This window comes from Mesorhizobium sp. WSM4815 (assembly GCF_055811575.1).
On record NZ_JBVVQS010000102.1, the window covers coordinates 618967 to 642989 of the forward strand.

Genomic DNA, 24023 nt, shown 5'->3' on the forward strand with positions numbered 1-24023 from the left:
TTCCCAAGGGTGACGCAAAGCGTCATCCCGCTGCCTGACGCAAGGCGCCATCCCCCGCGTGACGTCTTGCGTCATCGCTGCCTGACGCAACGCGTCATCGCGGCGCATTGAAACCGGTGGATTTCGGCTAGATAGTTCGCCGCGACGACACGCGCCGGAAACACCCGGTCTGTTATGTTGGCAATTCAAGGCTCGGAGTGAGGCAGTGGATCAATCGTCCTTTCAGAAACAGCTCGACGCCCTGCGCGATCACCGTCCGGCCAAATCGGGCAGCATGCGCGAGGCCTTCGCCGCCGATCCGCAGCGCTTCGAAAAATTCTCCGCCACCGACGGCGACCTGCTGCTCGACTGGTCGAAATGCGCGGTCGATGCGCAGACGATGGATCTGCTCGAGCAGCTGGCGGCAGCCGCGGATCTCGAAGGCCGGCGCACGGCGATGTTCTCGGGCAAGAAGATCAACGTCACCGAAGGCCGCGCCGTGCTGCACACCGCGCTGCGCAACCTGAACGGCAAGGGCATCGTGCTCGACGGCCAGGACGTGAAGGCGGAGGTTGTCGCCGTGCTCGATGCGATGGGCGGCTTCGCCGATGCCGTGCGCTCCGGCAAGGCGGCCGGCGCCACCGGCAAGAAGATCACCGACATCGTCAACATCGGCATCGGCGGGTCCGACCTTGGCCCGGCCATGGCGACGCTGGCGCTGGCGCCCTATCACGACGGGCCGCGCACGCATTACGTGTCGAACATCGACGGCGCCCATATCCACGACACGCTGAAGGGCCTCTCCGCCGAAACCACGCTGTTCATCGTTGCTTCCAAGACCTTCACCACGATCGAGACGATGACCAATGCCGAGACGGCGCGAGAATGGGTGCAGAAGGCGCTCGGCAAGGAAGCGGTCGGCAAGCATTTCGCCGCCGTCTCGACGGCGCTCGACCTGGTGGCCAAGTTCGGCATTGCGTCCGACCGCGTCTTCGGCTTCTGGGACTGGGTCGGCGGACGCTATTCGGTGTGGGGCGCGATCGGCCTGCCGGTGATGATCGCCGTCGGCCCGAAGAACTTTCGCGCCTTTCTCGATGGCGCGCATGCGATGGACGAACATTTCCAGACGGCGCCGCTGGCCAGCAACCTGCCGGCGCTGATGGGGCTGATCGGCTGGTGGCATCGGGTGATCTGCCAATACCCCGCCCGCGCCGTCATTCCCTACGACCAGCGCCTGTCCAGGCTGCCGGCCTATCTGCAGCAGCTCGATATGGAATCGAACGGCAAGAGCGTCACCCTCGACGGCGGCGCTGTCACGACGCCGACCGGCCCGCTGGTCTGGGGCGAGCCCGGCACCAACGGCCAGCACGCCTTCTTCCAGTTGCTGCACCAGGGCACCGATTTCATTCCGGTCGAATTCCTCGCCGCAGCCATCGGTCATGAGCCGGATCTCAAGCATCACCACGACCTGTTGCTCGCCAACTGCCTGGCGCAGTCGGAGGCGTTCATGAAGGGCCGCACGCTGGAGGAAGCGCGTGCGCAGATGCTGGCAAAGGGCATGGCGCCCGCCGAGGTCGACAGGATCGCCCCGCATCGCGTCTTCTCCGGCAACCGGCCCTCGGTGACGATCCTCTACAGACAACTCGATCCGCATACGTTCGGACGGCTGATCGCGCTCTATGAGCACCGCGTCTTCGTCGAAGGCACGCTCTTCAACATCAATTCCTTCGACCAGTGGGGCGTCGAGCTGGGCAAGGAACTGGCGACCGGGCTGCTGCCTGTCGTGGAAGGCAAGGAGAATGCCGCAAAGCGGGACGCTTCGACTGCCGGACTGGTGGGACACATCCATCGATTGCGCGGATCGGAGTAAGCGGCTTGGCCGAGATCAAGGGAATATTGTTCGACAAGGACGGCACCCTTGTCGACTTCAACGCGACGTGGCTCGGCGTTGCCGATTTCATGGCGATGGATGCGGCGGAGGGCGACCGCTGGAAGGCCGACAGGCTGCTTGCCGCGGCGGGCTACGATTTCGCCACCAAACGCTTCAAGCCCGATTCCATCTTTGCCTCCGGCACCAACATGGATGTCGTCGAGCTTTGGTTTCCGCGACTGTCGGATGAAGACCAGATGCTTGCCGTCGCCCGCTTCAACGAGATCACGTCGGTGCAGGGCTCGTCGATGGCGGTGGCGCTGCCGGGCATCGTCGAGACGCTTGGCGTTCTTCACAGGAAATCCTACCGGCTCGGCGTCGCCACCAACGATTCGACCACTGGCGCGGAGAAGACATTGCTGACGCTGGGCGTCGCGCAGCTGTTCGACGCCGCCTATGGTTACGACGCGGTGGCCAATCCGAAACCGGCGCCCGACACGATCCTCGCCTTCTCGGACCTGACCGGCCTGAGGCCTGCCGCGATCGCCGTGGTCGGCGACAATCGCCACGATCTGGAGATGGCGCGGGCCGGCGGCTGCGGTCTGGCGATTGGCGTGCTTTCCGGCACCGGCACGCGGGAATCGCTGTCGCAGATCGCCGACGTCATTCTGGATTCGGTTGCCGATCTGCCCGACTTTCTTTCGACAAAGGTCAAGGAGACGATCTGAACTCGCCTCCGAGTTGCTCCGGCTCGAACGAGAAGACGCCGCTCGGCTTCGTCGCTGTGCCTTGGCCGACATCCGGCACCTGGTATTCGGCCAGAAGGTGAAGCCGCGAGCGGGGCAAGTAGGCGCGGCCCGGGTCGCCGATCAGCACGTTGATGCCGGCGACCAGGCAGCGGTCGAGGAAGGGGATGACCCGGTCGGCGAGATCTTGCCGGTAAAACAAGTCGCCGGCTGCCACGACGTCCACTGGCGGCGGCGGACCAGCGGTGATGTCCTCGCCGACGACCGTGATTGCGACGCCGTTCGCCGCCGCATTGAGACCGAGCGCGGCGACGCCGTTGCGGTCGATCTCGGATGCAATCACTGCGCTGGCGCCGGCCCTTGCCGCGGCGATACCGACGAGGCCAGACCCGGCGCCGAGATCGAGCACGCGAAGCCCAGCCACGGTCTCCGGTCGATCGAGGATGTAGCGGGCAAGCACCGCGCCGCCGGCCCAGGCATAGGCCCAGTAAGGAGGCTGCGGCTCGGGGCCATCCTCGTCGGCTTCGTTTGCTTCTTCTTCCGGCTCGGCTGCTCGTCCTTGTGGACGCGTCAGCCGCCACAGTCCGCTCGCTGGATGGGCTGCATAAAGCCGGATTTCGGGAAGCGCGGCAACAGGGGCGATACGCATGTTCGCCTTGATGAACGTTAGCGGATCGGGACGGGAAAGCGTATCCGCCGCGTCATCGACAGTAAGGCTATCGGCCAAAATTGTCCTATTCCCGCCCAAATTCTTCCTATTCCCGCAACGCCCGGCGCAGGATCTTGCCCACCGGCGTCTTCGGCAGTTCGGTCCGAAACTCGATGTATTTTGGCCGCTTGTAACCGGTCAGGTTCTCGCGGCAATACACTGTCAGCACCTCTGCGGTCAGCAACGGGTCCTTCTTGACGACGAAGAGCTTCGGCACTTCGCCTGAATGCTCGTCCGGCACGCCGATCGCGGCAACTTCGAGCACGCCCGGATGCAGCGCCACCACTTCCTCGAGTTCGTTCGGATAGACGTTGAAGCCGGACACAAGGATCATGTCTTTCTTGCGGTCGACGATCTTGGTGAAGCCGCGCTCGTCCATGAAGCCCATGTCGCCCGACTTGAAGAAACCGTCCTTGGTCATCACCTTGGCGGTCTCGTCCGGCCGGTTCCAGTAACCGGCCATCACCTGCGGTCCGCGGATGCAGATCTCGCCGACTTCGCCGGGCGGCAAATCATTGCCGTCTTCGTCGCGGATGGCGATCTCGGTCGAGGGCAGCGGCAAGCCGATCGTCCCGGTGAAGTTGCCGTCGCTGAACGTGTTGGCGGTGGCCACCGGCGAGGTTTCCGAAAGCCCGTAGCCCTCGGTGACCGGGCAGCCGGTCAACGCCTTCCAGCGTTCGGCGACACCCTTCTGCACCGCCATGCCGCCACCCAGCGTCAGGATCAGCGGCTTGAAGTCGAGCTTGCGGAAATCCTCATTATTGAGCAGCGCGTTGAACAGCGTGTTGAGGCCTGGAAAGATGTGAATCGGGTATTTGCCGAGTTGCTTGACGAAGCCGGGAATGTCGCGCGGATTGGGAATGAGTATGTTCTGGCCGCCCAGTTGCATGCCCATCAGTGCGTTCACCGTCAGCGCGAAGATATGATAGAGCGGCAACGCGCAGATGAAATTGAGATGCGCCGGCTTCGGCTTGACCGTGAAGGCGTCCTCGATCCACAGCGCGTTCTGCGCCACGTTGGCCAGCACGTTGCTGTGCAGCAGCACCGCGCCCTTCGAAATGCCGGTGGTGCCGCCGGTATATTGCAGGAAGGCGACGTCGTCGGCAGCGACATGCACCGGCTTGAAATTCATGCCGGCGGCTGCCTTCAACGCGGCATTGAACTTGACATGGCCCGGCAGCGACCAGGCCGGCACCATCTTCTTCACGCGGCGCACGACGAGATTGACGATCGTCCCCTTCAGGCCGCCAAGCATGTCGCCCATCGCCGCGACCACGACATGCTTGACCGCCGTATTGGCGATCACCGCCTGCAAGGTGCTGGCGAAATTCTCGAGAATGACGATGGCTTGCGCGCCGGAATCCTTGAGCTGATGTTCCAGCTCGCGCGGCGTGTAGAGCGGGTTGACGTTGACCACGACATAGCCGGCGCGCAGCACTGCCATCATCGCCACCGGATATTGCAGGACGTTCGGCATCATCAGCGCCACGCGTGCGCCTTTCGGCAGTCCCGTCGATTGCAGATAGGCGCCGAAGGCGGCCGATTGCCGCTCGACTTCCACGTAGGTGATGGTCTTGCCCATGCAGGTAAAGGCGGGCCGGCTGGCGTACTGCTTGCAGACGTCGGCGAGCAGATCGCCGATGGAGCCGAAGGGCAGAGCGCCGATCTCGGCCGGAACGACTTTTGGATAGCTTTTGAGCCAGGGTTTTTCCGGCAATCCGGCGGCAACCACATTCGGCAGCCTTGTGGCCGGACCTGGGTTTGACGCCGATGCAGCCGCTGTCGGTGCCGCCTTCGCCGCCGGTTTGACGGCGGCGGGCTTCGCGCCAGGCTTCGGCGATACATTGGTCTTCGCGGATACATTGGTCTTGGTGGACACCGCGGCCGCCTTCGGCTTGGTTTTGGCCGTCGGCGTCTTTGGCCCTTGGCTTGTCGGGGGCTTGTCGGGGCTAGCCGGTTGCGCAGCAGGTTTGGCCTTGGCTGTCGCTGGTGCCGTCGTCTTTGGTGTTTTTGCCACTCGTCCCTCCCTCGATTGTTCTTATTGTCTCTGCCTGCTCGCCGCGTCGCCTCCGAATGACAGAGACGTCCTCCGCTGCTGCCGGCATCCAGGAAATCCAGCCTGTCATCTATGTATTGCGACTATCGGCAGCCGTGCAAGTCTGCCCCTGCGGCAAGGTGGGAAGAAATCGTCCCGTGCCAATGACACGGCGAAGGCGGCGGTTGCTCACCGTCGGATGCGCTGAAGATGATAAAAAAATGCAGTCGTTAACAATATCGTGATCGATGAGTTTTGACATTTCATTCTCGCTTTCGGCGAGCCCGAAGAAAGAAATTCTGCTTCCCATGGGGTAGGCAAACGGGGTGTTCCAAAGCCGGAAAAACGGTGCTTATATGCGCGCTTCGCGAGCCTGATAGAGGGGCTTGGAAGAACATCAGGGAGTCCTCCATGAAAAAGAAACTGACTTTTGCGGCCGCGTTGCTGGCCGCAAGCGTCCTCGGCGGCATGGCCAATGCCAAGCAGCTGGTCTACTGCTCGGAGGCGTCGCCGGCCGGCTTCGACCCGTCGCCGTGGAGCGGTGGCAACGATTTCGACGCGTCGTCGCGAACTATCTATTCGCGCCTGGTCGAGTTCGAACACGGCAAGACCACCATCACGCCTGGCCTCGCCGAGAGCTGGACGGTTTCCGACGACGGTCTCGAATACACGTTCAAGCTTCGGCCGGGCGTGAAGTTCCAGACCACCGACTACTTCACGCCGACGCGCGATCTCAACGCCGACGACGTGATCTTCTCCTTCGAGCGCCAGTGGAAGAAGGAAAACCCGTGGTTCGACTATCTGGCAGGCACCGGCTGGGAATATTTTGCCGGCATGGGCTTCCCGGATCTTCTCAAGGAAATCGTCAAGGTCGACGACCTGACGGTGAAGTTCGTGCTGAACAAACCTGAGGTCGCTTTTCTGCCGGATCTCGGCATGGATTTCGCTTCGATCGTCTCCAAGGAATATGCCGACCAGCTCGACAAGGCTGGCACCAGGCAGCAATTCACCCAGAAGCCGATCGGCACCGGTCCGTTCCAGTTCGTCGACTACCAGGTCGACGCGGTCATCCGCTATGCGGCATGGGACGGCTACTATGGCGGCCGCCAGAAGATCGACGATCTGATCTTTGCCATCACCACCGATCCGGCCGTGCGCGCGCAGAAGCTGAAGGCGGGCGAGTGCGATATCATGTCGTACCCGGCGCCGGCCGACATTGCCGGCCTGAAAGCCGACCCGAACCTCAAGGTCGACGAGCAGGAAGGCCTGAACATCGGCTACATGGCCTACAACACGACGCAGGCGCCCTTCGACAAGGTCGAGGTCCGCAAGGCCCTCAACATGGCCGTCAACAAGCAGGCCATTCTCGATGCCGTCTATCAGGGCGCTGGCCAGGCGGCGATAAACCCGATCCCGCCGACGATGTGGTCCTATAACAAGGAGGTCAAGGACGATCCGTACGATCCCGACGCGGCCAAGAAGATGCTGACTGATGCCGGCGTCACGGATCTGTCGATGAAGATCTGGGCAATGCCGGTCAGCCGCCCGTACAATCCGAATGCCCAACGGGTCGCGGAACTGATCCAGGCCGACTACGCCAAGATCGGCGTGAAGGCCGAGATCGTCAGCTACGAATGGACCGAGTATCGCGAACGCGGCAAGCAGAAGGACCGTGACGGGGCCTTCCAGCTCGGCTGGACCGGCGACAACGGCGACCCGGACAACTTCCTGTTCCTGCTCGGCTGCGATGCCATCGGCCAGTCCAACTATGCGATCTGGTGCAACCAGGAGTTCGAAGCCCTGCTGCAGAAGGGCAAGGCGACCACGGATGTCGCCGAGCGCACCAAGATCTACGAGGAGGCTCAGGTCGTGTTCAAGCGTGAGGCGCCGTGGCTGACCATCGCCCATTCCAAGGTCTTCATGCCGATGAACAAGAAAGTTACGGGCTTCGTCATGGATCCGCTCGGCATTCATCGGTTTGACGGCGTCGACGTCGCCGAATAACTGCTGAGAAATAGAACGGCGACGCTGGACTTAAAGCGCCGCCGTTCTATGAAGCAAGATGCTCCGCTATCTCCTCCACAAGCTCGCCTTGATCATCCCGACCGTGTTCGGCATATCGCTGGCGGCGTTCGCTTTCGTCCGGCTTTTGCCGGGCGACCCGATCACGGCCCTGGCCGGCGAGCGCGGCGTCAGCCCGGAACGCTACGCCGAACTTGTCGAGCGGTTTGGTTACAACCGGCCTTATGTCGTCCAGTATCTGGAGTATATCGGCAGGGTCCTGACCGGCGACTTCGGCATATCGCTCGCCACCAAGCGGCCGGTGCTCGGTGAATTCCAGGCGCTGTTTCCGGCGACGCTGGAACTGGCGACGATCGCGCTGATCATCGCCGTTCTCATCGGCATTCCCGCCGGCATCTTCGCCGCGGTCAAGCGCGGATCCTGGTTCGACCAGGCGACGATGGGCGTGGCGCTGACCGGCTATTCGATGCCGATCTTCTGGTGGGGACTGCTGCTCATCATCTTCTTCTCCGGCTATCTCGGCTGGACGCCGGTTTCCGGCCGCATCGGCCTTCAATATTTCTTCAAGCCGACGACAGGGTTCATGCTGATCGACAGCCTGATCTCCGGCAAGAGCGGCGCTTTCAGGTCCGCCGCCAGTCATCTTGTCCTGCCGGCGATCGTGCTGGCGACGATCCCGCTCGCCGTCATAGCGCGCCAGACGCGGTCGGCGATGCTGGAGGTGCTGGGCGAAGACTACGTCCGTACCGCCCGGGCCAAGGGCCTGGCGCCGCGTCGCGTCATCGGGCTCCACGCTTTTCGCAATGCGCTGATCCCCGTCGTCACCACCATCGGCCTGCAGGTCGGCACGCTGATGGCGGGCGCCATCCTGACCGAAACGATCTTTTCCTGGCCCGGTATCGGCAAGTGGATGATCGACGCGATCGCCAAGCGCGACTATGTTGTCGTCCAGAGCGGCTTGCTGATCATCGCGCTGATCGTCATGGCGGTGAACCTGATCGTCGACGTGCTCTACGCCGTCATCAACCCACGTATCCGGGTGCAGTGAGATGACCGACCAAACCACGGCAGAAGCCACCGCCGCCTCCATTCCGACCGGCGGCCGGCAACGCGCCTTCACCGAGTTCTGGCATTACTACTCGATGAACACCGGCGCCGTCATCGGCCTGGTCGTGTTCACTGCGCTGGTGCTGGTGGCGATCTTCGCGCCGTTGGTCGCGCCGCATTCGCCTGACGAACAGTTCCGCGATGCGCTGCTGGCGCCGCCGGCCTGGCAGGAGGGCGGCAGATCGATGTTCCTGCTCGGCACCGACGCCGTTGGCCGCGACATGCTTTCGCGGCTGATTTTCGGGGCTCGGTTCTCGCTGTTCATCGGTCTGGTCGTCGTTGTTTTCTCGCTGACCAGCGGTATCGTCCTCGGCGTGCTCGCCGGCTATTTCCGCGGCTGGGTCGATACGCTGATCATGCGCGTCATGGACGTCATCCTGGCCTTCCCGTCGCTGCTGCTTGCCCTCGTTCTGGTGGCGATCCTCGGACCCGGCCTGTTCAACGCCATGCTGGCGATCGCGCTGGTGCTGCAGCCGCATTTCGCGCGGCTCACCCGTGCGGCGGTGATGGCCGAAAAGAACCGCGAATATGTGATCTCAGCCAAGGTGGCCGGTGCCAGCCATCTCAGGCTGATGGTGAAGACGATCCTGCCGAACTGCATGGCGCCGCTGATCGTGCAGGCGACGCTGTCCTTCTCCAACGCCATTCTCGAGGCCGCGGCTCTTGGCTTCCTTGGCGTCGGCGCGCAGCCGCCAACCCCGGAATGGGGCACCATGCTGGCCACGGCGCGCGAGTTCATCCTGCGCGCGCCATGGGTGGTGACCTTCCCCGGCCTTGCCATCCTGATCACGGTGCTCGCCATCAACCTGATCGGCGATGGCCTGCGCGATGCCTTCGACCCCAAGCTGAAGAGGTCGTGACCATGCCTCTTCTCGACATCAAGAACCTCACCGTGTCGTTTGATACCGCCGCCGGACCGTTCATGGCCGTGCAAGGCATCGACCTGTCGATCGAGCCGCGCGAGGTGCTGGCGATCGTCGGCGAATCCGGCTCCGGCAAATCGGTGGCGATGCTGGCGGTGATGGGGCTGTTGCCGAACACGGCGACGGTAAAGGCCGATCGCATGGCCTTCGACGGCATCGACCTGCTTGAGCTCAGCCCGTCCGAGCGCCGCAAGATCGTCGGCAAGGACATCTCGATGATCTTCCAGGAGCCGATCGCCAGCCTCAACCCGTGCTTCACCGCTGGTTTCCAGATCGAGGAGGTGCTGCGCTTCCATTTGGGCATGGACCGCGCCCAGCGCCGGGCCCGTGCCATCGAACTGATGAAGCTGGTCGGCATCGCCGATCCGGAAGAGCGGCTGAACTCATTCCCGCACCAGATGTCGGGCGGCCAGTGCCAGCGCGTCATGATCGCCATCGCCATCGCCTGCAATCCGAAGCTGCTGATCGCCGATGAGCCGACGACCGCGCTCGACGTCACCATCCAGAAGCAGATTCTCGACCTTTTGGTCGGCTTGCAGGCCAAATACGGCATGGGCCTGATCATGATCACCCACAATATGGGCGTCGTGGCCGAGACCGCCGACCGCGTCATCGTCCAGTACAAGGGCCGCAAGATGGAAGAGGCCGACGTTCTGTCGCTGTTCGAGCAGCCGAAGAGCAACTACACGCGGGCGCTGCTGTCGGCGCTGCCGGAAAACGCCGTCGGCGACCGGCTGCCGACCATTTCCGACATGCTGTTCGAACCGGCTCCGTCTGCTGCTGGAAGCGGGCCTGCAACGGGAGCCGCGTCATGAGCGTGACGGTTCTCGAAGGCAAGAACATCGTGCGCGACTACCATGTCGGCGGCGGCCTGTTTCGTCCCTCGCGCACGGTGCACGCGGTCAAGGGCGTTTCGTTCAGCGTTGAAAAGGGCAAGACGCTGGCCATCGTCGGCGAAAGCGGCTGCGGCAAGTCAACGCTCGCACGTATCATAACCCTGATCGATCCCGCGACAGCGGGCGAGCTCTTCATCGACGGCAACAAGGTCGACATCGCCAAAAATGGGCTGACGAAGGAGATGCGTCGCAAGGTGCAGATCGTCTTCCAGAACCCCTATGGTTCGCTCAATCCGCGCCAGAAGATCGGCGACGTGCTGGGCGAGCCGCTGCTCATCAACACCGACACGCCAGCCGACGAACGGCGCGATCTCGCCATGAAGATGCTGAAGAAGGTCGGCCTTGGACCGGAGCACTACAACCGCTATCCGCACATGTTCTCGGGCGGCCAGCGCCAGCGCATCGCCATTGCCCGCGCGCTGATGCTCAATCCGAGCCTTTTGGTGCTCGACGAGCCGGTCTCGGCGCTCGATCTGTCGGTGCAGGCGCAGGTGCTCAACCTGCTCGCCGACCTGCAGGACGAGTTCGAGCTGACCTATGTCTTCATCAGCCACGACCTGTCGGTGGTGCGCTACATCGCCGACGAGGTGATGGTCATGTATTACGGCGAGGCCGTCGAATACGGCTCGCGCGACGAGGTCTTTGCCGACCCCAAGCACAGCTACACCAAGACGCTGTTTGCGGCGACGCCGCGCGCCGACGTCGCCAGCATCAAGGCGAGGCTGGCGAAGAAGAAGGCCGCCTGACGCCGCAGTTGCGGTACCCCAGCCCATGCTGAGGTTCAGGGCGCCGGCCGATCAAAGGCTACAGCGACCGCGATTCCTACGGAATGCAGTGCTTCTCGACGTCACGCGCCGTGAACTCTGCTGCTCGCCGCCATGCTTCGTCGGTATCTCCCCGGTAAGTCAGGTATCGATCGCAGACAGGTTTGTTGTTGCTCAAATCCAGCACTGCAAACTTCACCCAGCCGACCAGCGTGCTCATCTTGTGCACCTGACCGATCCGGAGATATTTCGCGCTGGCTGTTTTTGCCTTTTTCGAGAGATCGACAAGGCCGGGGTCCTTGATGGTGCACTGTTCTGCCTGACAGGGTAACGCGACGAGCTTGATCTTCTCCGAAAGGCCATCCTGCAACGCAACGCCAAATGCCTTCAGTCGCGCTTCGTGTTCGGCGGTCTGGTCCCTGACTTCGTCTGATGTATCCCTGAACTCGAAATCCGCGACGGCGAGGGTCGCTGGCTCGACGACATCGGCAAAAGCGGCCGGCGCAAGTAGACCAGCGCCCATCAGGATCAGGAAAAATTGTCCACACTCAAAAAGTCGAAATCGAACTTCCGCACTTTGCACCTTGAGCATCTCGTTTCTCCGAGGTTAGGACGATACCCATCCCAATGACGGTGCCGATTTGTCTCTTCGCGCTGTTGGAAGACGCGGAAGCGGGCGCAGACTACCCGGTTGCGTCGCGACGTCAACTTTCAACCCGTTACTGGGTGGACTCCACCTCCGCGACAACCAGCTTGCCTTTGGCGCGCGAGATTTCGAGTGCCTGTCCGGCCCCTGCCAATTCGCCGGGAACCGAGATCACGAATGCCTGGCCCTCACTGAGGGTCGCGACGAAGCGTACCGGCAGGTTTTCTTCGCCCGCCGCCATCGTGGTGACCACCCGATAGCCGTCCTCCGCCTCGGTGTAGTAGACGACGCCATGAAAATTGCCGAGATCGACGGTCCCACCCTGACGGGCCGTGAGTTCGCCGGCAGAAGCGGAACCTGCCACGACGCAAAGCGCCGCAAGTGCTGTGTATCTGAACATCGAGTTTCTCTCCATTTGGAATTGTCGTTTGGGTGGGTGGTCGCCTGCGGCTGCATCCCCAAAAATTACGCGGCGAGCTGATCCTCACGGGCAGCCGCGATCATTACGCTGGCGAGCAACCCGTAGGCCGCCTCCCAAGCCTCGCGGACAGCCGGCGTAAAAGCCGTGCCGAGGCCGGCTGCCAGCGCCTCGATGAGCGCTTGCCCGACGATCGGGTAATGACGCTCCTCGACACCGTAAGTCACGTGACGCCTGGCGAGCACGCGCACCGTCGGCAGGATGGTGTCGGCACGGTCCAGTCCATGCACGACGAAGCCGAGGCTCGCAATCAGCTTGGCGCCTTGCTTGGTCATGTCTGTCACCGGAAACAGCGCGCGAAGATCCGCGTCGATCGCGAACAGGCGCTCGTAGAACAGCGCGGCGGCGGCCACGCGGATCGGCACGATCTCGCGAAAACTGTCCTGGACAAGTCTGGTCTGGTCGGGTGTCATCGGCGACGCTCCTGCGTTCCTGCTCTTGCGGCGACCATCGCCCCAAAGCGTTTCGCATGCATGTCGCCTGCGCCTGGATGTGTTTCAGTTGTGTCTCAATTGGTTTTCAGTTCGCGCTCATTTGACTTCTTTATCTAGAGGCACGCCGAGAGTGCCAGGCCGAACTCTCGCGGACCTCGACCTGGCCATAGCTGAAAACCTGGGGCGCGGCGCCAGCTTGGAACTGCATCGGCAGTCGGTCATTATATCGGGGAGCCGGCGGCTCCTCCCCTATGCCTCCGTTCGGATGGAGAAATCATGCTGCGGATATTCATTGCTTCGTCTTTTCTTCTCGCCTTCGGTGCGCCCTCGACCACGCTCGCGCAGGACAGCAGCATCGAGAGCGAAACAGGCCGCGTTGCGGTCCAGACCTTTGCCGAAGGGCTCGAGCATCCCTGGGGCGCGACCTACCTGCCCGACGGCGCGTTGCTGGTCACCGAGCGTCCGGGGCGCCTGCGGCTCGTCTCGACCGACGGGGCCGTTTCCGACCCGATCGACGGTGTGCCGGACGTCCTTGCCAGCGGACAAGGCGGTCTGCTGGATGTGGCGCTCGATCCGGACTTTGCCGACAACCGGACGGTTTATCTCTCCTATTCGGAGGAACGCGGCGGCGGCGCGGCCACCTCGGTCGGCCGTGGACGCCTGGACGAGAACGGCAGCGAGCTTTCGAACTTCGAAGTGATCTTCCGGCAGGAACCAGCCGTGTCCAGCCGGCTGCACTACGGCTCCCGCCTGGTATTCGCGCCGGATGGCAAGCTCTTCGTCACGTTCGGTGAGCGCGGCAAGATGCGAGAGGCGCAGGACCCGAACAATCATCTCGGCACGATCGTCCGCATCAACCCCGATGGTTCCGTGCCTGACGACAATCCCTTCGTCGGCAAGGACGGCGCCGACGAGATCTGGTCCTACGGCCATCGCAACGTGCAAAGTGCTGCGCTCCATCCCCAAACCGGCGTGCTCTGGACGGCGGAAATGGGACCGCTCGGCGGCGATGAGCTGAACATTCCGCAAGCGGGCAGGAATCACGGCTGGCCCGTGGTCAGCTGGGGCCGGCACTATTCGGGCGAACGCATCCCCGAACCGTCGACGCGGCCGGAGTTTGCCGACTCCATCCATAGCTGGACACCCGTCATCTCCCCTTCCGGCATGACCTTCTACACCGGCGACATGTTTGCCGATTGGCGCGGCGACCTCTTGATTGGCGGACTGTCGGCGGAAGGCATCGTTCGTGTCAGGATCGACGGAAAGCAGGTCGCCGGCGAGGAAGTCCTCGCTCTCGGCAGGCGTATCCGGGACGTGATGCAGGCTCCCGACGGCGCGATCATGGCGTTGACTGACGAACCAGCGGGAAAGATATTGCGACTGACGCCGGCAGCGTCGCAGTGATGCCGCGCGGTGGCGCTTGGGAAAGGGCCGAACATCATCGCTGCCGCACTTTTTGCCACACTTTTAAATCATTCGAAACGTTGCGTTTCGATACGACAGAAAGCGAAATGATATCAGGGAATTAGTGGTGCCGCTTAGGTGACTCGAACACCTGACCCCATCATTACGAATGATGTGCTCTACCAACTGAGCTAAAGCGGCCCGGGAAGCCAAGGCCTCCAAGATGCGCTGGGTGATAGACGCAACCCGCCACAAATTCAAGATGGGACTTGGCAATTCGTGTCGGCTCATCCCGGGCCTATAAGCGACCGCCCCTCCGACCGGCCATGCGGTTGCGCGAAGCCTCAACGCCAGGTTGTGCTTGTCGTGTTGGCGATGCATCGGGAAACCGGCGAAAAATGTTGATTCTTTTACCGAAAACCGCCGAAATCGGCTTTCGATGCATCGCCAAGGCAGAATGCGGCCGCTGGCCCGTTGATTGATCGGTCGCCTGCGGCTAACGATCATGACAATGTGACCATACGTGCAGGGGGTCCCCGTTGGACGCGATCGAAAAAGCGATCCGGAATGCCTTCGAGAAAGGCAATGCCGAAGACCGCGCGTTTCGCGAGCGGGTGTACCGATCGGCCTTCGCCGCGCTTGATCGTGCCCTGCAGGCCAACCCGAACGTGACGGTGGAAGTCGCCATCAAGCGCCGCAAGGCGGTGCAGGCCAAGATAACCGAAATCGAATCCGAATTCCTGCCGGCGGTTCCCGCTGTCGGCCGGCCGACCGATGACGACGCTGCAGCACCGGCTGTGGAGCAGCCGGCTGGCAGCGAAGCCGATGCCGAACCCGAGGCCGATGCCGAACCGGATGCCGGCGCCGACGCTGAACCGGCGCCGCCGTCTGAGGTCGTTGTCGACGGTCCGGCTGAGCCTCCTGCATCGGTCGCGCCTCCTGCTTCCGACGCACCCCCAGCTTCCGATGCGCCGCGCTCGCGCGTCTTGCCGGTCGTTCCCGACATCATGCCCGAAGCGGCTTTTCCCGATGCTCCGGAGATCGACTTGTCGTCCCCCCAATCGGCCGGGGACGGCGACGCAGAGGTGATGCCCGACCGCGACGACAGGCGGGTGAGAGGTCCCCGCCTGCCTCTCACCGCGATCTTCCTCGGCGTGACGCTGCTTGCAGCCGCCGGCATCGGCCTCTATTTCGCTGCCCAGACCGGCGTCTTCAAGTCGGCGGCCGAACTCGACACCGCCCCGCCGCAAACGCCACCGACGGTGGAAGACGATGATTTCACGCCGCCAGGCGACACGGCCCCGCCGCTGAACGCCGGCGAGGCGGATGAGGCGCGCGACTGGATCAATGTGTTTTCACCGAGCGACCCGACGCTTGTCAGCGCGCCTTCGGACGCCAAGGCCGAAGTCATGCAGGACGACAGCGGTTCTTTCCTGCGCATCCGGTCGGGCGCCTCCGGTTCGGCGATCAGCTTCGACGTCGAGCAAGGGGTCTTGGACAAACTCGCCGGCAAGCAGGCCACGTTCGACATCATCGCCCGCTCCGAGGAGGGCCAGGAGACGCAGATCTCCGTCGACTGCAATTTCGGCGAACTCGGCGACTGCGGCCGCAAGCGCTACGCGGTCGGTCACGAGCGCAACGAATACCTCTTCGATGTGCGGTTTCCCGACAAACGTCCGGGCGCTGCCGGCACCATCGCCATCAATTCCGACTTCGACAAGCAGGGCAAGTCGGTCGACATCTACGAGATCCGCGTCGCGATTGTTCCGTAGAGCTCAACGCATCGGCCCGAAAATCGGAATCGATTTTCGGAAAGCACGATGCGTAGATTATAACTGTTAGAGCGTACTTTGTGCGTCCAATTGGACGCACGTCGCTCTAACTATCGAGCAGCGCCTGCAGCGTCTCGATGCGGTCGGCTTCGGCCGCCGGCTTGTCCCAGCGCAGCCGTGAAATGCGCGGAAAGCGCATGGCGACACCGGATTTGTGCCGTGTCGAGCGGTTGAGCCCTTCGAACGCCACCTCCATCACCAGGCCCTGTCTGCGGTCGGCCCGCACCGAGCGGACCGGGCCGAAGCGCTCGATCGTGTTGTCGCGGACATATTTGTCGATCTGCCTCAGTTCCTCGTCGGTGAAGCCGAAATAGGCTTTCCCCACCGGCACCAGTTCCTCCGATCCTTCCGGGCCGGACCAGACGCCGAACGTGTAATCGGAATAGAAACTCGAACGCTTGCCGTGGCCGCGCTGGGCATACATCAGCACGGCGTCGATTGTGTGCGGATCGCGCTTCCATTTGAACCATGGGCCTTTCGGCCGGCCGGTGAGATAGGGCGAATCCCAGCGCTTCAGCATCACGCCTTCGATGACCGGATGCAGCGGCTTGCGGCGCAATTCCTCCAGCGCCTGCCAGTCGTTGAATTCGACCAGCGGCGAGAGATCGAAGCGGCTCGGATCGAGCGTCTGCACGAAGGCTTCGAGGTGGCCGCGCCGCTCGCGGAAAGGATGCATGCGCAAGTCCTCGTCGCCGATCTGAAGCACGTCGTAGCAGCGCATGAAGGCCGGGTATTGCTGCTGGATCTTCGGTGTCACGCTCTTGCGGTTCAGCCGCTGCTGCAGGTCCGAGAACGTGCCGGTCGCCTGCCGGGGATCGCCGACCAGAAGCTCGCCGTCGAGGGTGGCGGAGAAATCCATCGCCTCTGCGAGGTCAGGAAAAGCCCGGGAGACATCGTCGCCGGTGCGCGAGTAGAGCCGGCGAACACCGCCTTCCGATACCGCCTGGACGCGGATGCCGTCCCATTTCCACTCGGCGGCATAGTCGGCCGGATCGAGCTTTTCGAGGTCGCCGTCGCCGATCGGGTTGGACAGCATCACCGGCCGGAACAGCGCCAGCGCTGTCTTTTTGGGTTTTTCCGCCTTGCCCTCCAGCCAGGCGAACAGCTCGGCATAGGGCGGCGTCAGCCCATGCCAGAGTTCTTCAATCTCGGCGACGTCGACCTTGCCGAGATCGGCCAGCGCCTGCTTGGCCAATCGCGCCGAAACGCCGATGCGCAGGCCGCCGGTGACCAGCTTGATGATGGCGAAGCGCGCCGAGATGCTGGCGCTGTCGAGCAGCCGGGCCAGCACCTTCGGCCCGTCGGAACGGCTCGCCGCCTGCAATTTCGCGACGACCTCGGCGAGCGTCGGCTCATGGTTGGCGATATCCGCCGGCGATTGCGGCCAGACCAGCGACACCGTCTCCGCCAGGTCGCCGACATAGTCGTAGGAATAGCCGAACAGCACCGGGTCCATGCGCTCCATGACCAGCGCGCGCAGCATCGCCGGCTTGACCGCCGCGATGGTCAGGTCGCCGGTGATGGCAGCCAGCGCCAGACCGCGATCCGGATCCTCGACGCTGCGGAAATAATCGCTCAACAGCGTCAGCTTGCCGTTGCGCGACGGCGTCAGCACGAGGCGGTCGAGGAGTTCGGCGAAGCGGTTCATAATGCGGGCCGCGCCAATGGGCCAGCCTTGCGTTCTGTCGCGCCGCCGTGAAGCGCTACATCGGCCGTGACCACCATCAATCGCCCTCATCCTCATAGCCGACGAGATGCAGCGGCCTGGCAGCCATGCCTTCGAGTTCGCACCAGCGCACCAGGGCCTCCTCGCGGCCATGCGTCACCCAGATTTCCTCCGCGCCGGTTTCCCTTATCGTGGCGGTCAGTTCGTCCCAGTCGGCATGGTCGGAAACGATCAGCGGCAGCTCGACGCCGCCCTGCTTGGCGCGCTGGCGGATGCGCATCCAGCCGGAGGCAAAGCACGAGATCGGATCGGGAAAGCGCCGCGCCCAGCGGTCGGCGAAAGCCGATGGCGGGCCGACGACGATGGCGCCGGTGAAATCCTCCTTGCCACTGCTTTCGACGGTCGCCGGCTCCAGCGTCCCGAGCTCGATGCCCTGGCTCTGATAGTAGTCGCTGAGCTTGGCCAGCGCGCCGTGGATATAGATCGGCCTGTCGTAGCCGGCGTCGCGCAGCAAGCGCATGACGCGCTGCGCCTTGCCGAGCGCATAGGCGCCGACCAGATGCGCGCGTTCGGGAAACTGCGCCGTCGATTTCAGCAGCCGGGCGATCTCTTCGGTATCGGGCGGATGACGGAACACCGGCAGGCCGAAAGTCGCCTCGGTGATGAACACGTCGCACTTGACCGGTTCGAACGGCTCGCAAGTCGCGTCCCTCTGGCGCTTGTAGTCGCCCGAAGCGACGATGCATGAGCCCTGATGCACGACCTCGATCTGCGCCGAGCCCAGCACATGGCCGGCCGGATGGAAGGTTACGGTGACGCCGTTCAGCGCAATCGCCTCACCAAGTGCTGCCGCTTGCGTCGTCCCGGCAAAACCCTCGCCGTACCGCAGCCGCATGATGTCCAGCGTCTGTTGTGTAGCCAGCACCGAGCGGTGGCCGGAACGGGCATGGTCGGAATGGCCGTGTGTGATCAGCGCCCGGCTGACCGGCCGCACCGGATCGATGAAGAAATCGCCGGGCGGGCAATAAAGGCCCTCGGGCCGAGGGTGAAGCAGGTCGCTGGCGCGCATGGCTCCAAGATAGTTGCTAATTCCGGCGCGGGAAGCCTGTTGCAAGTGACTGCTGACTCGGCATACAGGCAACTGCCGGCGGGATCTCCATCACGAAATCGCATCAGGCCTTGTCCGGCGACCCTTTTCGTTCACCTGCGCCACGCGTGGCGGCGGCTGCGAAAAAGTCGGATTCGCGTGCCCGAAAGGGCAGGACACTGACACACGGAGGACGTTGCATGCGCTGGAACTTGGTGGTCTTGGCATCTTGCTTGGCAATAGCCGGTTGCGTCGGCACCTCGATTGCCGAGCGACAGGACGCGAATGTCCAGTCCTCGCTGCAATATGACAGCGTGCCTTGCGATCAATTGCTGGCGCAACGAAACCGGCTGGCGCAGCAATACCGCCTTCCACTGGATGCCAAGCCGTCCTTCTCCGATCCCGGGGTGGGCCTCGGCCCGTTCACGCCGGACGCCCGTTCCAAGGCCCAGCGCGACGTCGAACAGGCAAGCGGCCGGATCGACGCCATGAACCGGTCGATCGCCCGCCGCGAATGCGGCAAGCCGGGTTAATACCCGGCGTTGCGATCGACGACGTTCTCGAGCTTCTCGCCGCGCTCGAAGGCGGCCATCTGGCGCAGCATGATCGGCACCAGATGCACGGGATCGGAGGTCGCCGCCGCATGCGGCGTCACGAACACTTTCGGGTGGCTCCACAGCCGGCTGGTCTTCGGCAGCGGCTCGACCTCGAACACGTCGAGGCTCGCCTCCTTCAGCGTGCCGTCCTCCAGCGCACGCAGAATGTCGGCGTCCTTCTGCAACTTGCCGCGCCCGGCGTTGATCAGCACTGAGCCGCCGAGGCCGTTGCGTCTCCTCAACTCCTTCAGCACGCCGTAATTGATGATGCCTTGCGTCTGCGGCGTAAGCGGCAACAGCACCACCAGGATATCGGTGGCGTTGAGGAAGGGGATCAATCCGGCCTCGCCGGCATAGGTCGAAACGCCTTTCACCGGCCTGTCGCTGCGCGACCAGCCATTGACCGCAAAGCCGAGCGACAAAAGCACCGACGCCGCCGCGCGGCCAAGCGTGCCGAGCCCCATGATGCCGATGGAGATGTCGCCGGCCGGCCGCTGCGGCGACTCGTGCCAGATCTTCCTTTGCTGCTGCGACCGGTAAAGCAGGCCCTGCCGATGGTGATCGAGCACCCGCCAGACGACATATTCGGTCATGTACTGGGTCAAATTGTCGGCCACGACCTTGACGATCGGCACGTCGGGCAAGGTGGGATCGGCGAAGATGTGGTCGACGCCGGCGCCGATCGAAAAGACCGCGCGCAGGTTGGGCAGGGACGACAGAAGGTTCGGCCGCTGCTTCCAAACCACCGCATAGGTGATCGAAGGATCGCTGGCGCCTTCCGGCTCGAGCACCACCTCGCGTTCGGCCGCCAAGAGTTCGCGCCAACGGCCTGGATGGATACCGGTGAGGGCAAGCAGGACACGGCCTTTTTCCATGGCGGGTTCTTTTTCCTTTATGCGGTACAGCCTACTCGCTGACGATGCCGACCGGCGCCGTTTCGATCCTGAATGCGGCCGAGATCAGCGCCTTGGTATAGTCGGTCTGCGGCCGTTCGAAAATCTGTTCGGACGGGCCGGCCTCGACGATCCTGCCATTGCGCATGACGATGACGTCGTTGGCAAGCGCACGGATGACCTTCAGGTCGTGGCTGATGAACAGATAGGCGAGGTCGTGCTTCGCCTGCAGGCTGCGCAGAAGGTCGACCACCTGCGCCTGCACGCTCATATCGAGCGCCGAGGTCGGCTCGTCCAGCATGACGAAGCGCGGGTTGAGCACCATGGCGCGGGCGATGGCGATGCGTTGGCGCTGGCCGCCGGAAAACTCGTGCGGATAGCGATTGCGCGTGGCGGGATCGAGCCCGACTTCACCGAGCACATCGACAATGCGATTGTCGCGCTCATCGGGCGACAGTTTCGGCTCGTGGATCTTCAGCCCTTCCTCGATGATCTCGGAGACCGACATGCGCGGACTCAACGACCCGAACGGATCCTGGAAGACGATCTGCAACTCGCGCCGCAGCGGCCGCATGGCGTTGAATGACAGCTCGTTGATATCGCGCCCATCGAACTGAATGGTCCCGGTCGACGAGATCATCCTGGCCAGCGCCAGGCCGAGCGTCGTCTTGCCCGAGCCGGATTCGCCGACGACGCCGAGCGTCTGGCCGGCGCGCACGGTGACGTCGATGCCGTCGACCGCCTTCACATTGTCGACGGTGCGCCGGAAAAAGCCTTTCTTGATCGGAAACCAGACTTTTATGTCCTGGCCGGTCATCACTGGCCTGGCAGCAGCGTTGGCGGCGGGCGGCTTGCCCTTGGGTTCGGCGGCAAGCAAATGCCGCGTATAGCTGTGCTGCGGGTTGGCGAAGATTTCTTTCGTCGGCCCGGTTTCGACGATCCTGCCCTTGGTCATCACGCAGACCCGGTCGGCGATCTTTCTGACGATGCCGAGATCGTGGGTGATGAACAGCATCGACATGCCTTTGCGGCTCTTCAACTCCGCGAGCAGCTCGAGGATCTGCGCCTGCACAGTGACGTCGAGTGCGGTCGTCGGCTCGTCGGCGATCAGCAGTTCCGGCTCGTTGGCCAGCGCCATGGCGATCATGACGCGCTGGCGCTGACCGCCGGAAAGCTGGTGCGGGTAAGCGTCGAGCCGCTTCTCCGGCTCGCGGATGCCGACCTCGTTGAGCAGCTCCAGAGTGCGCGCCTTGGCTTGGCGGTCACCCAGGCCCTGGTGCAGCGTCAGCACCTCGACGATCTGCTGCTCGATCGTGTGCAGCGGGTTGAGCGAGGTCATCGGCTCCTGGAAGATCATGGTGATCTTGTTGCCGCGCACGCGGCGCAATGCCTTCTCGTCGGCAGCGAGCAGATCGGCGCCCTGGAACAGGATTTTTCCCGACGGATGGCTGGCGGCCGGATAGGGCAGCAGCTTCAGCACCGACAGCGCCGAGACCGACTTGCCGGAGCCGGATTCGCCGACCAGCGCCACTGTTTCGCCCTTGGCGATGTCGAAGGAGATGTGGTCGACGGCCATCGACTGGCGGCCTTCCTGCGCGAAGGCGACGCTGAGATCGCGCACGGAGAGGAGAGGGGCTTCGCTCATCTGAACGTCTTGCGCGGATCGAAGGCGTCGCGGGTCGCTTCGCCGACGAAGACCAGCAGCGACAGCATCAGCGAGATGACGACGAAGCCGGAAATGCCCAGCCATGGCGCGTTGAGGTTGCGCTGCGCCTGCTTGAGAAGCTCGCCCAGCGAGGCCGAGCCGGGCGGCAGGCCGAAGCCAAGGTAGTCGAGCGAGGTCAGCGTCGAGATCGAGCCGCTGAGCAGGAAGGGCAGGAAGGTCAGCGTCGCCACCATGGCGTTGGGCAACAGATGCCGGAACATGATAGTACCGTTGGGTACGCCCAGCGCGCGCGCGGCGTTGACATATTCGAAGTTGCGGGCGCGCAGGAACTCGGCCCGCACCACGCCGACCAGCGCCACCCAGGAGAACAGCAGCATCAGCCCGAGCAGGATGAAGAAGCCGGGCGGCAGGATGGCGGCGACGATGAGGAGCAGATAAAGCACCGGGATCGCCGACCAGATTTCTATGAAGCGCTGGAACAGAAGGTCGGTCCAGCCGCCGAAATAACCCTGCAATGCGCCGGCCGTCACGCCTATCACCGCCGAGCCGGCGGTGAGGATCAGGCCGAACAGCACCGAGACCCTGAATCCGTAGATGACGCGCGCCAGCACGTCGCGCGCCTGGTCGTCGGTGCCCAGCCAGTTCCAGTTGCCGACGACGCAATTGGGGTCGGCGCCGCCTTGCGGATACTGGTTGCAACGTGTCTTGGTGTCATAGAGCCAAGACGGCTTGGTTGGGGCGGCCTCGGGAATGGCGTTGTTGACGGTCCGGTAGGAGTAGCGGACGGGCGGCCAGATCATCCAGCCATGAGCATTGATCTCGTCCTGGATGACCGGGTCGCGATAGTCGGTGACCGCATAAAAGCCGCCGAACTTCTCCTCGGGATAAGCGACGACGACCGGAAACAGGATTTCGCCCTTGTAGGAGACGAGCACCGGCTTGTCGTTGGCGATCCATTCGGAAAACAGCGACAGCACGAAAAGCACGAGGAAGATCCACAACGACCAGTAGCCGCGCCGGTTGGCCCTGAAATTCTGCAGCCGCCGCTGGTTGAGCGGCGACAGCCAGGGCCGTGCGCTCCGGCCCGGCGCCGTTTCGGCTGCGGCCCCGGCCATCAGACGTCCCTCCGCTCGAAGTCGATGCGCGGGTCGACCCAGGTATAGATCAGGTCGGACAGCAGCCCGACGATCAGGCCAAGCAGCGAGAAGATGTAGAGATTGGCGAACACCACCGGATAGTCGCGCTCGACCACCGACCTGAAACCGAGCAGGCCGAGCCCGTCGAGCGAAAAGATGTTCTCGATCAGCAGCGAGCCGGTGAAGAAGGCCGAGATGAAGGCGCCGGGAAAGCCGGCGACGACGATCAGCATGGCGTTGCGGAAGACGTGACCGTAGAGAACCCGCCGTTCCGACAGACCCTTGGCGCGCGCGGTCACCACATATTGCTTGCGGATTTCCTCGAGGAACGAATTCTTGGTCAACAGCGTCGTGGTGGCGAAGGCCGACAGCACCAGCGCCGTCAGCGGCAAGGTCATGTGCCAGAGATAGTCGACGATCCGCGCCGGCCAGGACAACTGGTCCCAATTGTCGGAGGTGATGCCGCGTAGCGGGAACCAGTCATAGAACGATCCGCCGGCAAACAGCACCATTAGCAGGATGCCGAACAGGAAGCCCGGAATGGCGTAGCCGACAATGACGACGCCGCTGGTCCATACGTCGAATGCCGAGCCGTCCTTGACGGCCTTGCGGATGCCGAGCGGGATCGAGATCAGGTAGGACAGCAGCGTGATCCACAGTCCGATCGAGATCGACACCGGCATCTTCTCCAGGATCAGATCGATCACTGAAATGTCGCGGAAATAGCTGTCGCCGAAATCGAACCGGAAATAGTTCCACAGCATCATGCCGAAGCGCTCGAGCGGCGGCTTGTCGAAGCCGAACTGCTTTTCCAGCTTGGCGATGAACTCGGGGTCGAGCCCTTGCGCGCCGCGATATCTCGAACTGGCATCGCCGGCCACGTCGATATTGCTGGCGCTGGCGTCACCGCCGCCGCCGCCAAGGCGATCGCTGCCGCCCTGGTTGGTCAGCCGTGCGATGACCTGCTCGACCGGTCCGCCCGGCGCGAACTGGATGACGGCGAAAGAGACTGCCATGATGCCGAACAAGGTCGGGATCATCAGCAGGATGCGGCGCAGGATATAGGCGCCCATCAGTCTTTACCCTCCCCCTTGTGGGGAGGGTCGATCCGCGAAGCGGAGCGGGGTGGGGGTG

The 24023-nt window shown here is 63.3% G+C and carries 21 protein-coding genes and 1 tRNA gene; 10 read left to right on the plus strand and 12 right to left on the minus strand.

From position 1 onward, the window contains the following. Positions 1 to 205 precede the first annotated feature (205 nt). Both pgi and AC0L2B_RS31715 read left to right on the plus strand, forming a co-directional pair. A complete protein-coding gene (gene pgi, locus AC0L2B_RS31710) occupies positions 206 to 1849 on the plus strand; it encodes a glucose-6-phosphate isomerase (protein ID WP_473748148.1) in 1644 nt (547 codons plus the stop codon). Positions 1850 to 1854: 5 nt separating this feature from the next. Further along, positions 1855 to 2577, plus strand: coding sequence for an HAD family hydrolase (locus AC0L2B_RS31715; protein WP_128244426.1), 723 nt, complete (start codon positions 1855 to 1857; stop codon positions 2575 to 2577). Here AC0L2B_RS31715 and AC0L2B_RS31720 read toward each other — a convergent pair. Continuing rightward, the gene (locus tag AC0L2B_RS31720; protein ID WP_473748149.1) at positions 2561 to 3322 is read right to left on the minus strand and encodes a class I SAM-dependent methyltransferase; all 762 of its coding nucleotides are present in this window, start codon (positions 3320 to 3322) and stop codon (positions 2561 to 2563) included. The genes AC0L2B_RS31715 and AC0L2B_RS31720 overlap by 17 nt on opposite strands. Before the next feature lie 28 nt (positions 3323 to 3350). Further along, entirely contained in the window at positions 3351 to 5321 is a 1971-nt protein-coding gene (locus AC0L2B_RS31725; protein WP_473748150.1) for a long-chain-fatty-acid--CoA ligase, read from the minus strand. A 429-nt stretch (positions 5322 to 5750) separates the two neighbouring features. Here AC0L2B_RS31725 and AC0L2B_RS31730 point away from each other — a divergent pair, with 429 nt between their 5' ends. Genes AC0L2B_RS31730 through AC0L2B_RS31750 form a run of 5 tightly spaced genes read left to right on the plus strand, consistent with a single transcriptional unit; the run spans position 5751 to position 11033 of the window. Then, positions 5751 to 7343, plus strand: a complete 1593-nt coding sequence (locus tag AC0L2B_RS31730) for an ABC transporter substrate-binding protein (protein WP_023802896.1) — start codon at positions 5751 to 5753, stop codon at positions 7341 to 7343. A 58-nt stretch (positions 7344 to 7401) separates the two neighbouring features. After that, positions 7402 to 8409, plus strand: a complete 1008-nt coding sequence (locus tag AC0L2B_RS31735) for an ABC transporter permease subunit (RefSeq protein WP_023802897.1) — start codon at positions 7402 to 7404, stop codon at positions 8407 to 8409. Position 8410: 1 nt separating this feature from the next. Next, complete coding sequence (locus AC0L2B_RS31740) at positions 8411 to 9328, plus strand: ABC transporter permease subunit (RefSeq protein WP_473620729.1); 918 nt, start codon at positions 8411 to 8413, stop codon at positions 9326 to 9328. A gap of 2 nt (positions 9329 to 9330) precedes the next feature. Beyond that, on the plus strand, positions 9331 to 10206 hold the full coding sequence (locus tag AC0L2B_RS31745) for an ABC transporter ATP-binding protein (RefSeq protein ID WP_287050970.1): 876 nt from the start codon (positions 9331 to 9333) through the stop codon (positions 10204 to 10206). Then, positions 10203 to 11033: a dipeptide ABC transporter ATP-binding protein gene (locus AC0L2B_RS31750; RefSeq protein ID WP_473748151.1), complete on the plus strand. Its 831-nt coding sequence runs from the start codon at positions 10203 to 10205 to the stop codon at positions 11031 to 11033. The genes AC0L2B_RS31745 and AC0L2B_RS31750 overlap by 4 nt, the downstream gene beginning before the upstream one ends. A 76-nt stretch (positions 11034 to 11109) precedes the next feature. Here the strand turns inward: AC0L2B_RS31750 and AC0L2B_RS31755 are convergent, their stop codons facing one another. From AC0L2B_RS31755 to AC0L2B_RS31765, 3 genes are all read right to left on the minus strand, one after another. Next, positions 11110 to 11643, minus strand: a complete 534-nt coding sequence (locus AC0L2B_RS31755; RefSeq protein WP_473748152.1) for a DUF2380 domain-containing protein — start codon at positions 11641 to 11643, stop codon at positions 11110 to 11112. Between the two features lie 127 nt (positions 11644 to 11770). Beyond that, complete coding sequence (locus AC0L2B_RS31760; protein WP_023802902.1) at positions 11771 to 12097, minus strand: hypothetical protein; 327 nt, start codon at positions 12095 to 12097, stop codon at positions 11771 to 11773. Positions 12098 to 12162: 65 nt separating this feature from the next. Next, positions 12163 to 12588, minus strand: coding sequence for a globin family protein (locus tag AC0L2B_RS31765; RefSeq protein WP_473748153.1), 426 nt, complete (start codon positions 12586 to 12588; stop codon positions 12163 to 12165). A 297-nt stretch (positions 12589 to 12885) separates the two neighbouring features. Between AC0L2B_RS31765 and AC0L2B_RS31770 the strand changes: the two genes are divergently transcribed. After that, positions 12886 to 14013 (plus strand): PQQ-dependent sugar dehydrogenase, encoded by a 1128-nt coding sequence (locus tag AC0L2B_RS31770; protein ID WP_473748154.1) that lies wholly within the window; start codon positions 12886 to 12888, stop codon positions 14011 to 14013. A 125-nt stretch (positions 14014 to 14138) separates the two neighbouring features. Here the strand turns inward: AC0L2B_RS31770 and AC0L2B_RS31775 are convergent. Next, positions 14139 to 14214 (minus strand) — tRNA-Thr (locus AC0L2B_RS31775). 338 nt (positions 14215 to 14552) lie between these two features. Here AC0L2B_RS31775 and AC0L2B_RS31780 point away from each other — a divergent pair. Continuing rightward, a complete protein-coding gene (locus AC0L2B_RS31780; RefSeq protein WP_473748155.1) occupies positions 14553 to 15785 on the plus strand; it encodes a hypothetical protein in 1233 nt (410 codons plus the stop codon). A 106-nt stretch (positions 15786 to 15891) separates the two neighbouring features. Here the strand turns inward: AC0L2B_RS31780 and AC0L2B_RS31785 are convergent, their stop codons facing one another. Together AC0L2B_RS31785 and AC0L2B_RS31790 are read right to left on the minus strand one after the other, a co-directional pair. Beyond that, complete coding sequence (locus AC0L2B_RS31785; protein WP_473748156.1) at positions 15892 to 17493, minus strand: cisplatin damage response ATP-dependent DNA ligase; 1602 nt, start codon at positions 17491 to 17493, stop codon at positions 15892 to 15894. A gap of 76 nt (positions 17494 to 17569) precedes the next feature. Beyond that, the gene (locus AC0L2B_RS31790) at positions 17570 to 18580 is read right to left on the minus strand and encodes a ligase-associated DNA damage response exonuclease (RefSeq protein WP_473748157.1); all 1011 of its coding nucleotides are present in this window, start codon (positions 18578 to 18580) and stop codon (positions 17570 to 17572) included. A 251-nt stretch (positions 18581 to 18831) separates the two neighbouring features. Here AC0L2B_RS31790 and AC0L2B_RS31795 point away from each other — a divergent pair, with 251 nt between their 5' ends. Then, the gene (locus AC0L2B_RS31795; RefSeq protein ID WP_473748158.1) at positions 18832 to 19131 is read left to right on the plus strand and encodes a hypothetical protein; all 300 of its coding nucleotides are present in this window, start codon (positions 18832 to 18834) and stop codon (positions 19129 to 19131) included. On the opposite strand, the gene AC0L2B_RS31800 is transcribed toward AC0L2B_RS31795, so the two are convergent. Genes AC0L2B_RS31800 through AC0L2B_RS31815 form a run of 4 tightly spaced genes read right to left on the minus strand, consistent with a single transcriptional unit; the run spans position 19128 to position 23962 of the window. Beyond that, positions 19128 to 20069, minus strand: a complete 942-nt coding sequence (locus tag AC0L2B_RS31800) for a 2-hydroxyacid dehydrogenase (RefSeq protein WP_473748159.1) — start codon at positions 20067 to 20069, stop codon at positions 19128 to 19130. The genes AC0L2B_RS31795 and AC0L2B_RS31800 overlap by 4 nt on opposite strands. Before the next feature lie 31 nt (positions 20070 to 20100). Further along, positions 20101 to 21732, minus strand: coding sequence for an ABC transporter ATP-binding protein (locus AC0L2B_RS31805; protein ID WP_473748160.1), 1632 nt, complete (start codon positions 21730 to 21732; stop codon positions 20101 to 20103). Continuing rightward, on the minus strand, positions 21729 to 22868 hold the full coding sequence (locus tag AC0L2B_RS31810; protein ID WP_473748161.1) for an ABC transporter permease: 1140 nt from the start codon (positions 22866 to 22868) through the stop codon (positions 21729 to 21731). The genes AC0L2B_RS31805 and AC0L2B_RS31810 overlap by 4 nt, the downstream gene beginning before the upstream one ends. Further along, positions 22868 to 23962 (minus strand): microcin C ABC transporter permease YejB, encoded by a 1095-nt coding sequence (locus AC0L2B_RS31815; RefSeq protein WP_473748162.1) that lies wholly within the window; start codon positions 23960 to 23962, stop codon positions 22868 to 22870. The genes AC0L2B_RS31810 and AC0L2B_RS31815 overlap by 1 nt, the downstream gene beginning before the upstream one ends. Positions 23963 to 24023: the final 61 nt, after the last annotated feature.

Bases quoted from the DNA above. Each gene is read 5' to 3' on its own strand.
- AC0L2B_RS31815 (WP_473748162.1), bottom strand. From the start codon at position 23,962: ATGGGCGCCTATATCCTGCGCCGCATCCTGCTGATGATCCCGACCTTG.
- AC0L2B_RS31790 (WP_473748157.1), bottom strand. From the start codon at position 18,580: ATGCGCGCCAGCGACCTGCTTCACCCTCGGCCCGAGGGCCTTTATTGC.
- AC0L2B_RS31750 (WP_473748151.1), top strand. From the start codon at position 10,203: ATGAGCGTGACGGTTCTCGAAGGCAAGAACATCGTGCGCGACTACCAT.
- AC0L2B_RS31765 (WP_473748153.1), bottom strand. From the start codon at position 12,588: ATGACACCCGACCAGACCAGACTTGTCCAGGACAGTTTTCGCGAGATC.
- AC0L2B_RS31800 (WP_473748159.1), bottom strand. From the start codon at position 20,069: ATGGAAAAAGGCCGTGTCCTGCTTGCCCTCACCGGTATCCATCCAGGC.
- AC0L2B_RS31730 (WP_023802896.1), top strand. From the start codon at position 5,751: ATGAAAAAGAAACTGACTTTTGCGGCCGCGTTGCTGGCCGCAAGCGTC.
- AC0L2B_RS31760 (WP_023802902.1), bottom strand. From the start codon at position 12,097: ATGTTCAGATACACAGCACTTGCGGCGCTTTGCGTCGTGGCAGGTTCC.
- AC0L2B_RS31785 (WP_473748156.1), bottom strand. From the start codon at position 17,493: ATGAACCGCTTCGCCGAACTCCTCGACCGCCTCGTGCTGACGCCGTCG.
- AC0L2B_RS31740 (WP_473620729.1), top strand. From the start codon at position 8,411: ATGACCGACCAAACCACGGCAGAAGCCACCGCCGCCTCCATTCCGACC.
- AC0L2B_RS31805 (WP_473748160.1), bottom strand. From the start codon at position 21,732: ATGAGCGAAGCCCCTCTCCTCTCCGTGCGCGATCTCAGCGTCGCCTTC.
- AC0L2B_RS31755 (WP_473748152.1), bottom strand. From the start codon at position 11,643: ATGCTCAAGGTGCAAAGTGCGGAAGTTCGATTTCGACTTTTTGAGTGT.
- AC0L2B_RS31735 (WP_023802897.1), top strand. From the start codon at position 7,402: ATGCTCCGCTATCTCCTCCACAAGCTCGCCTTGATCATCCCGACCGTG.
- AC0L2B_RS31810 (WP_473748161.1), bottom strand. From the start codon at position 22,868: ATGGCCGGGGCCGCAGCCGAAACGGCGCCGGGCCGGAGCGCACGGCCC.
- AC0L2B_RS31770 (WP_473748154.1), top strand. From the start codon at position 12,886: ATGCTGCGGATATTCATTGCTTCGTCTTTTCTTCTCGCCTTCGGTGCG.
- AC0L2B_RS31745 (WP_287050970.1), top strand. From the start codon at position 9,331: ATGCCTCTTCTCGACATCAAGAACCTCACCGTGTCGTTTGATACCGCC.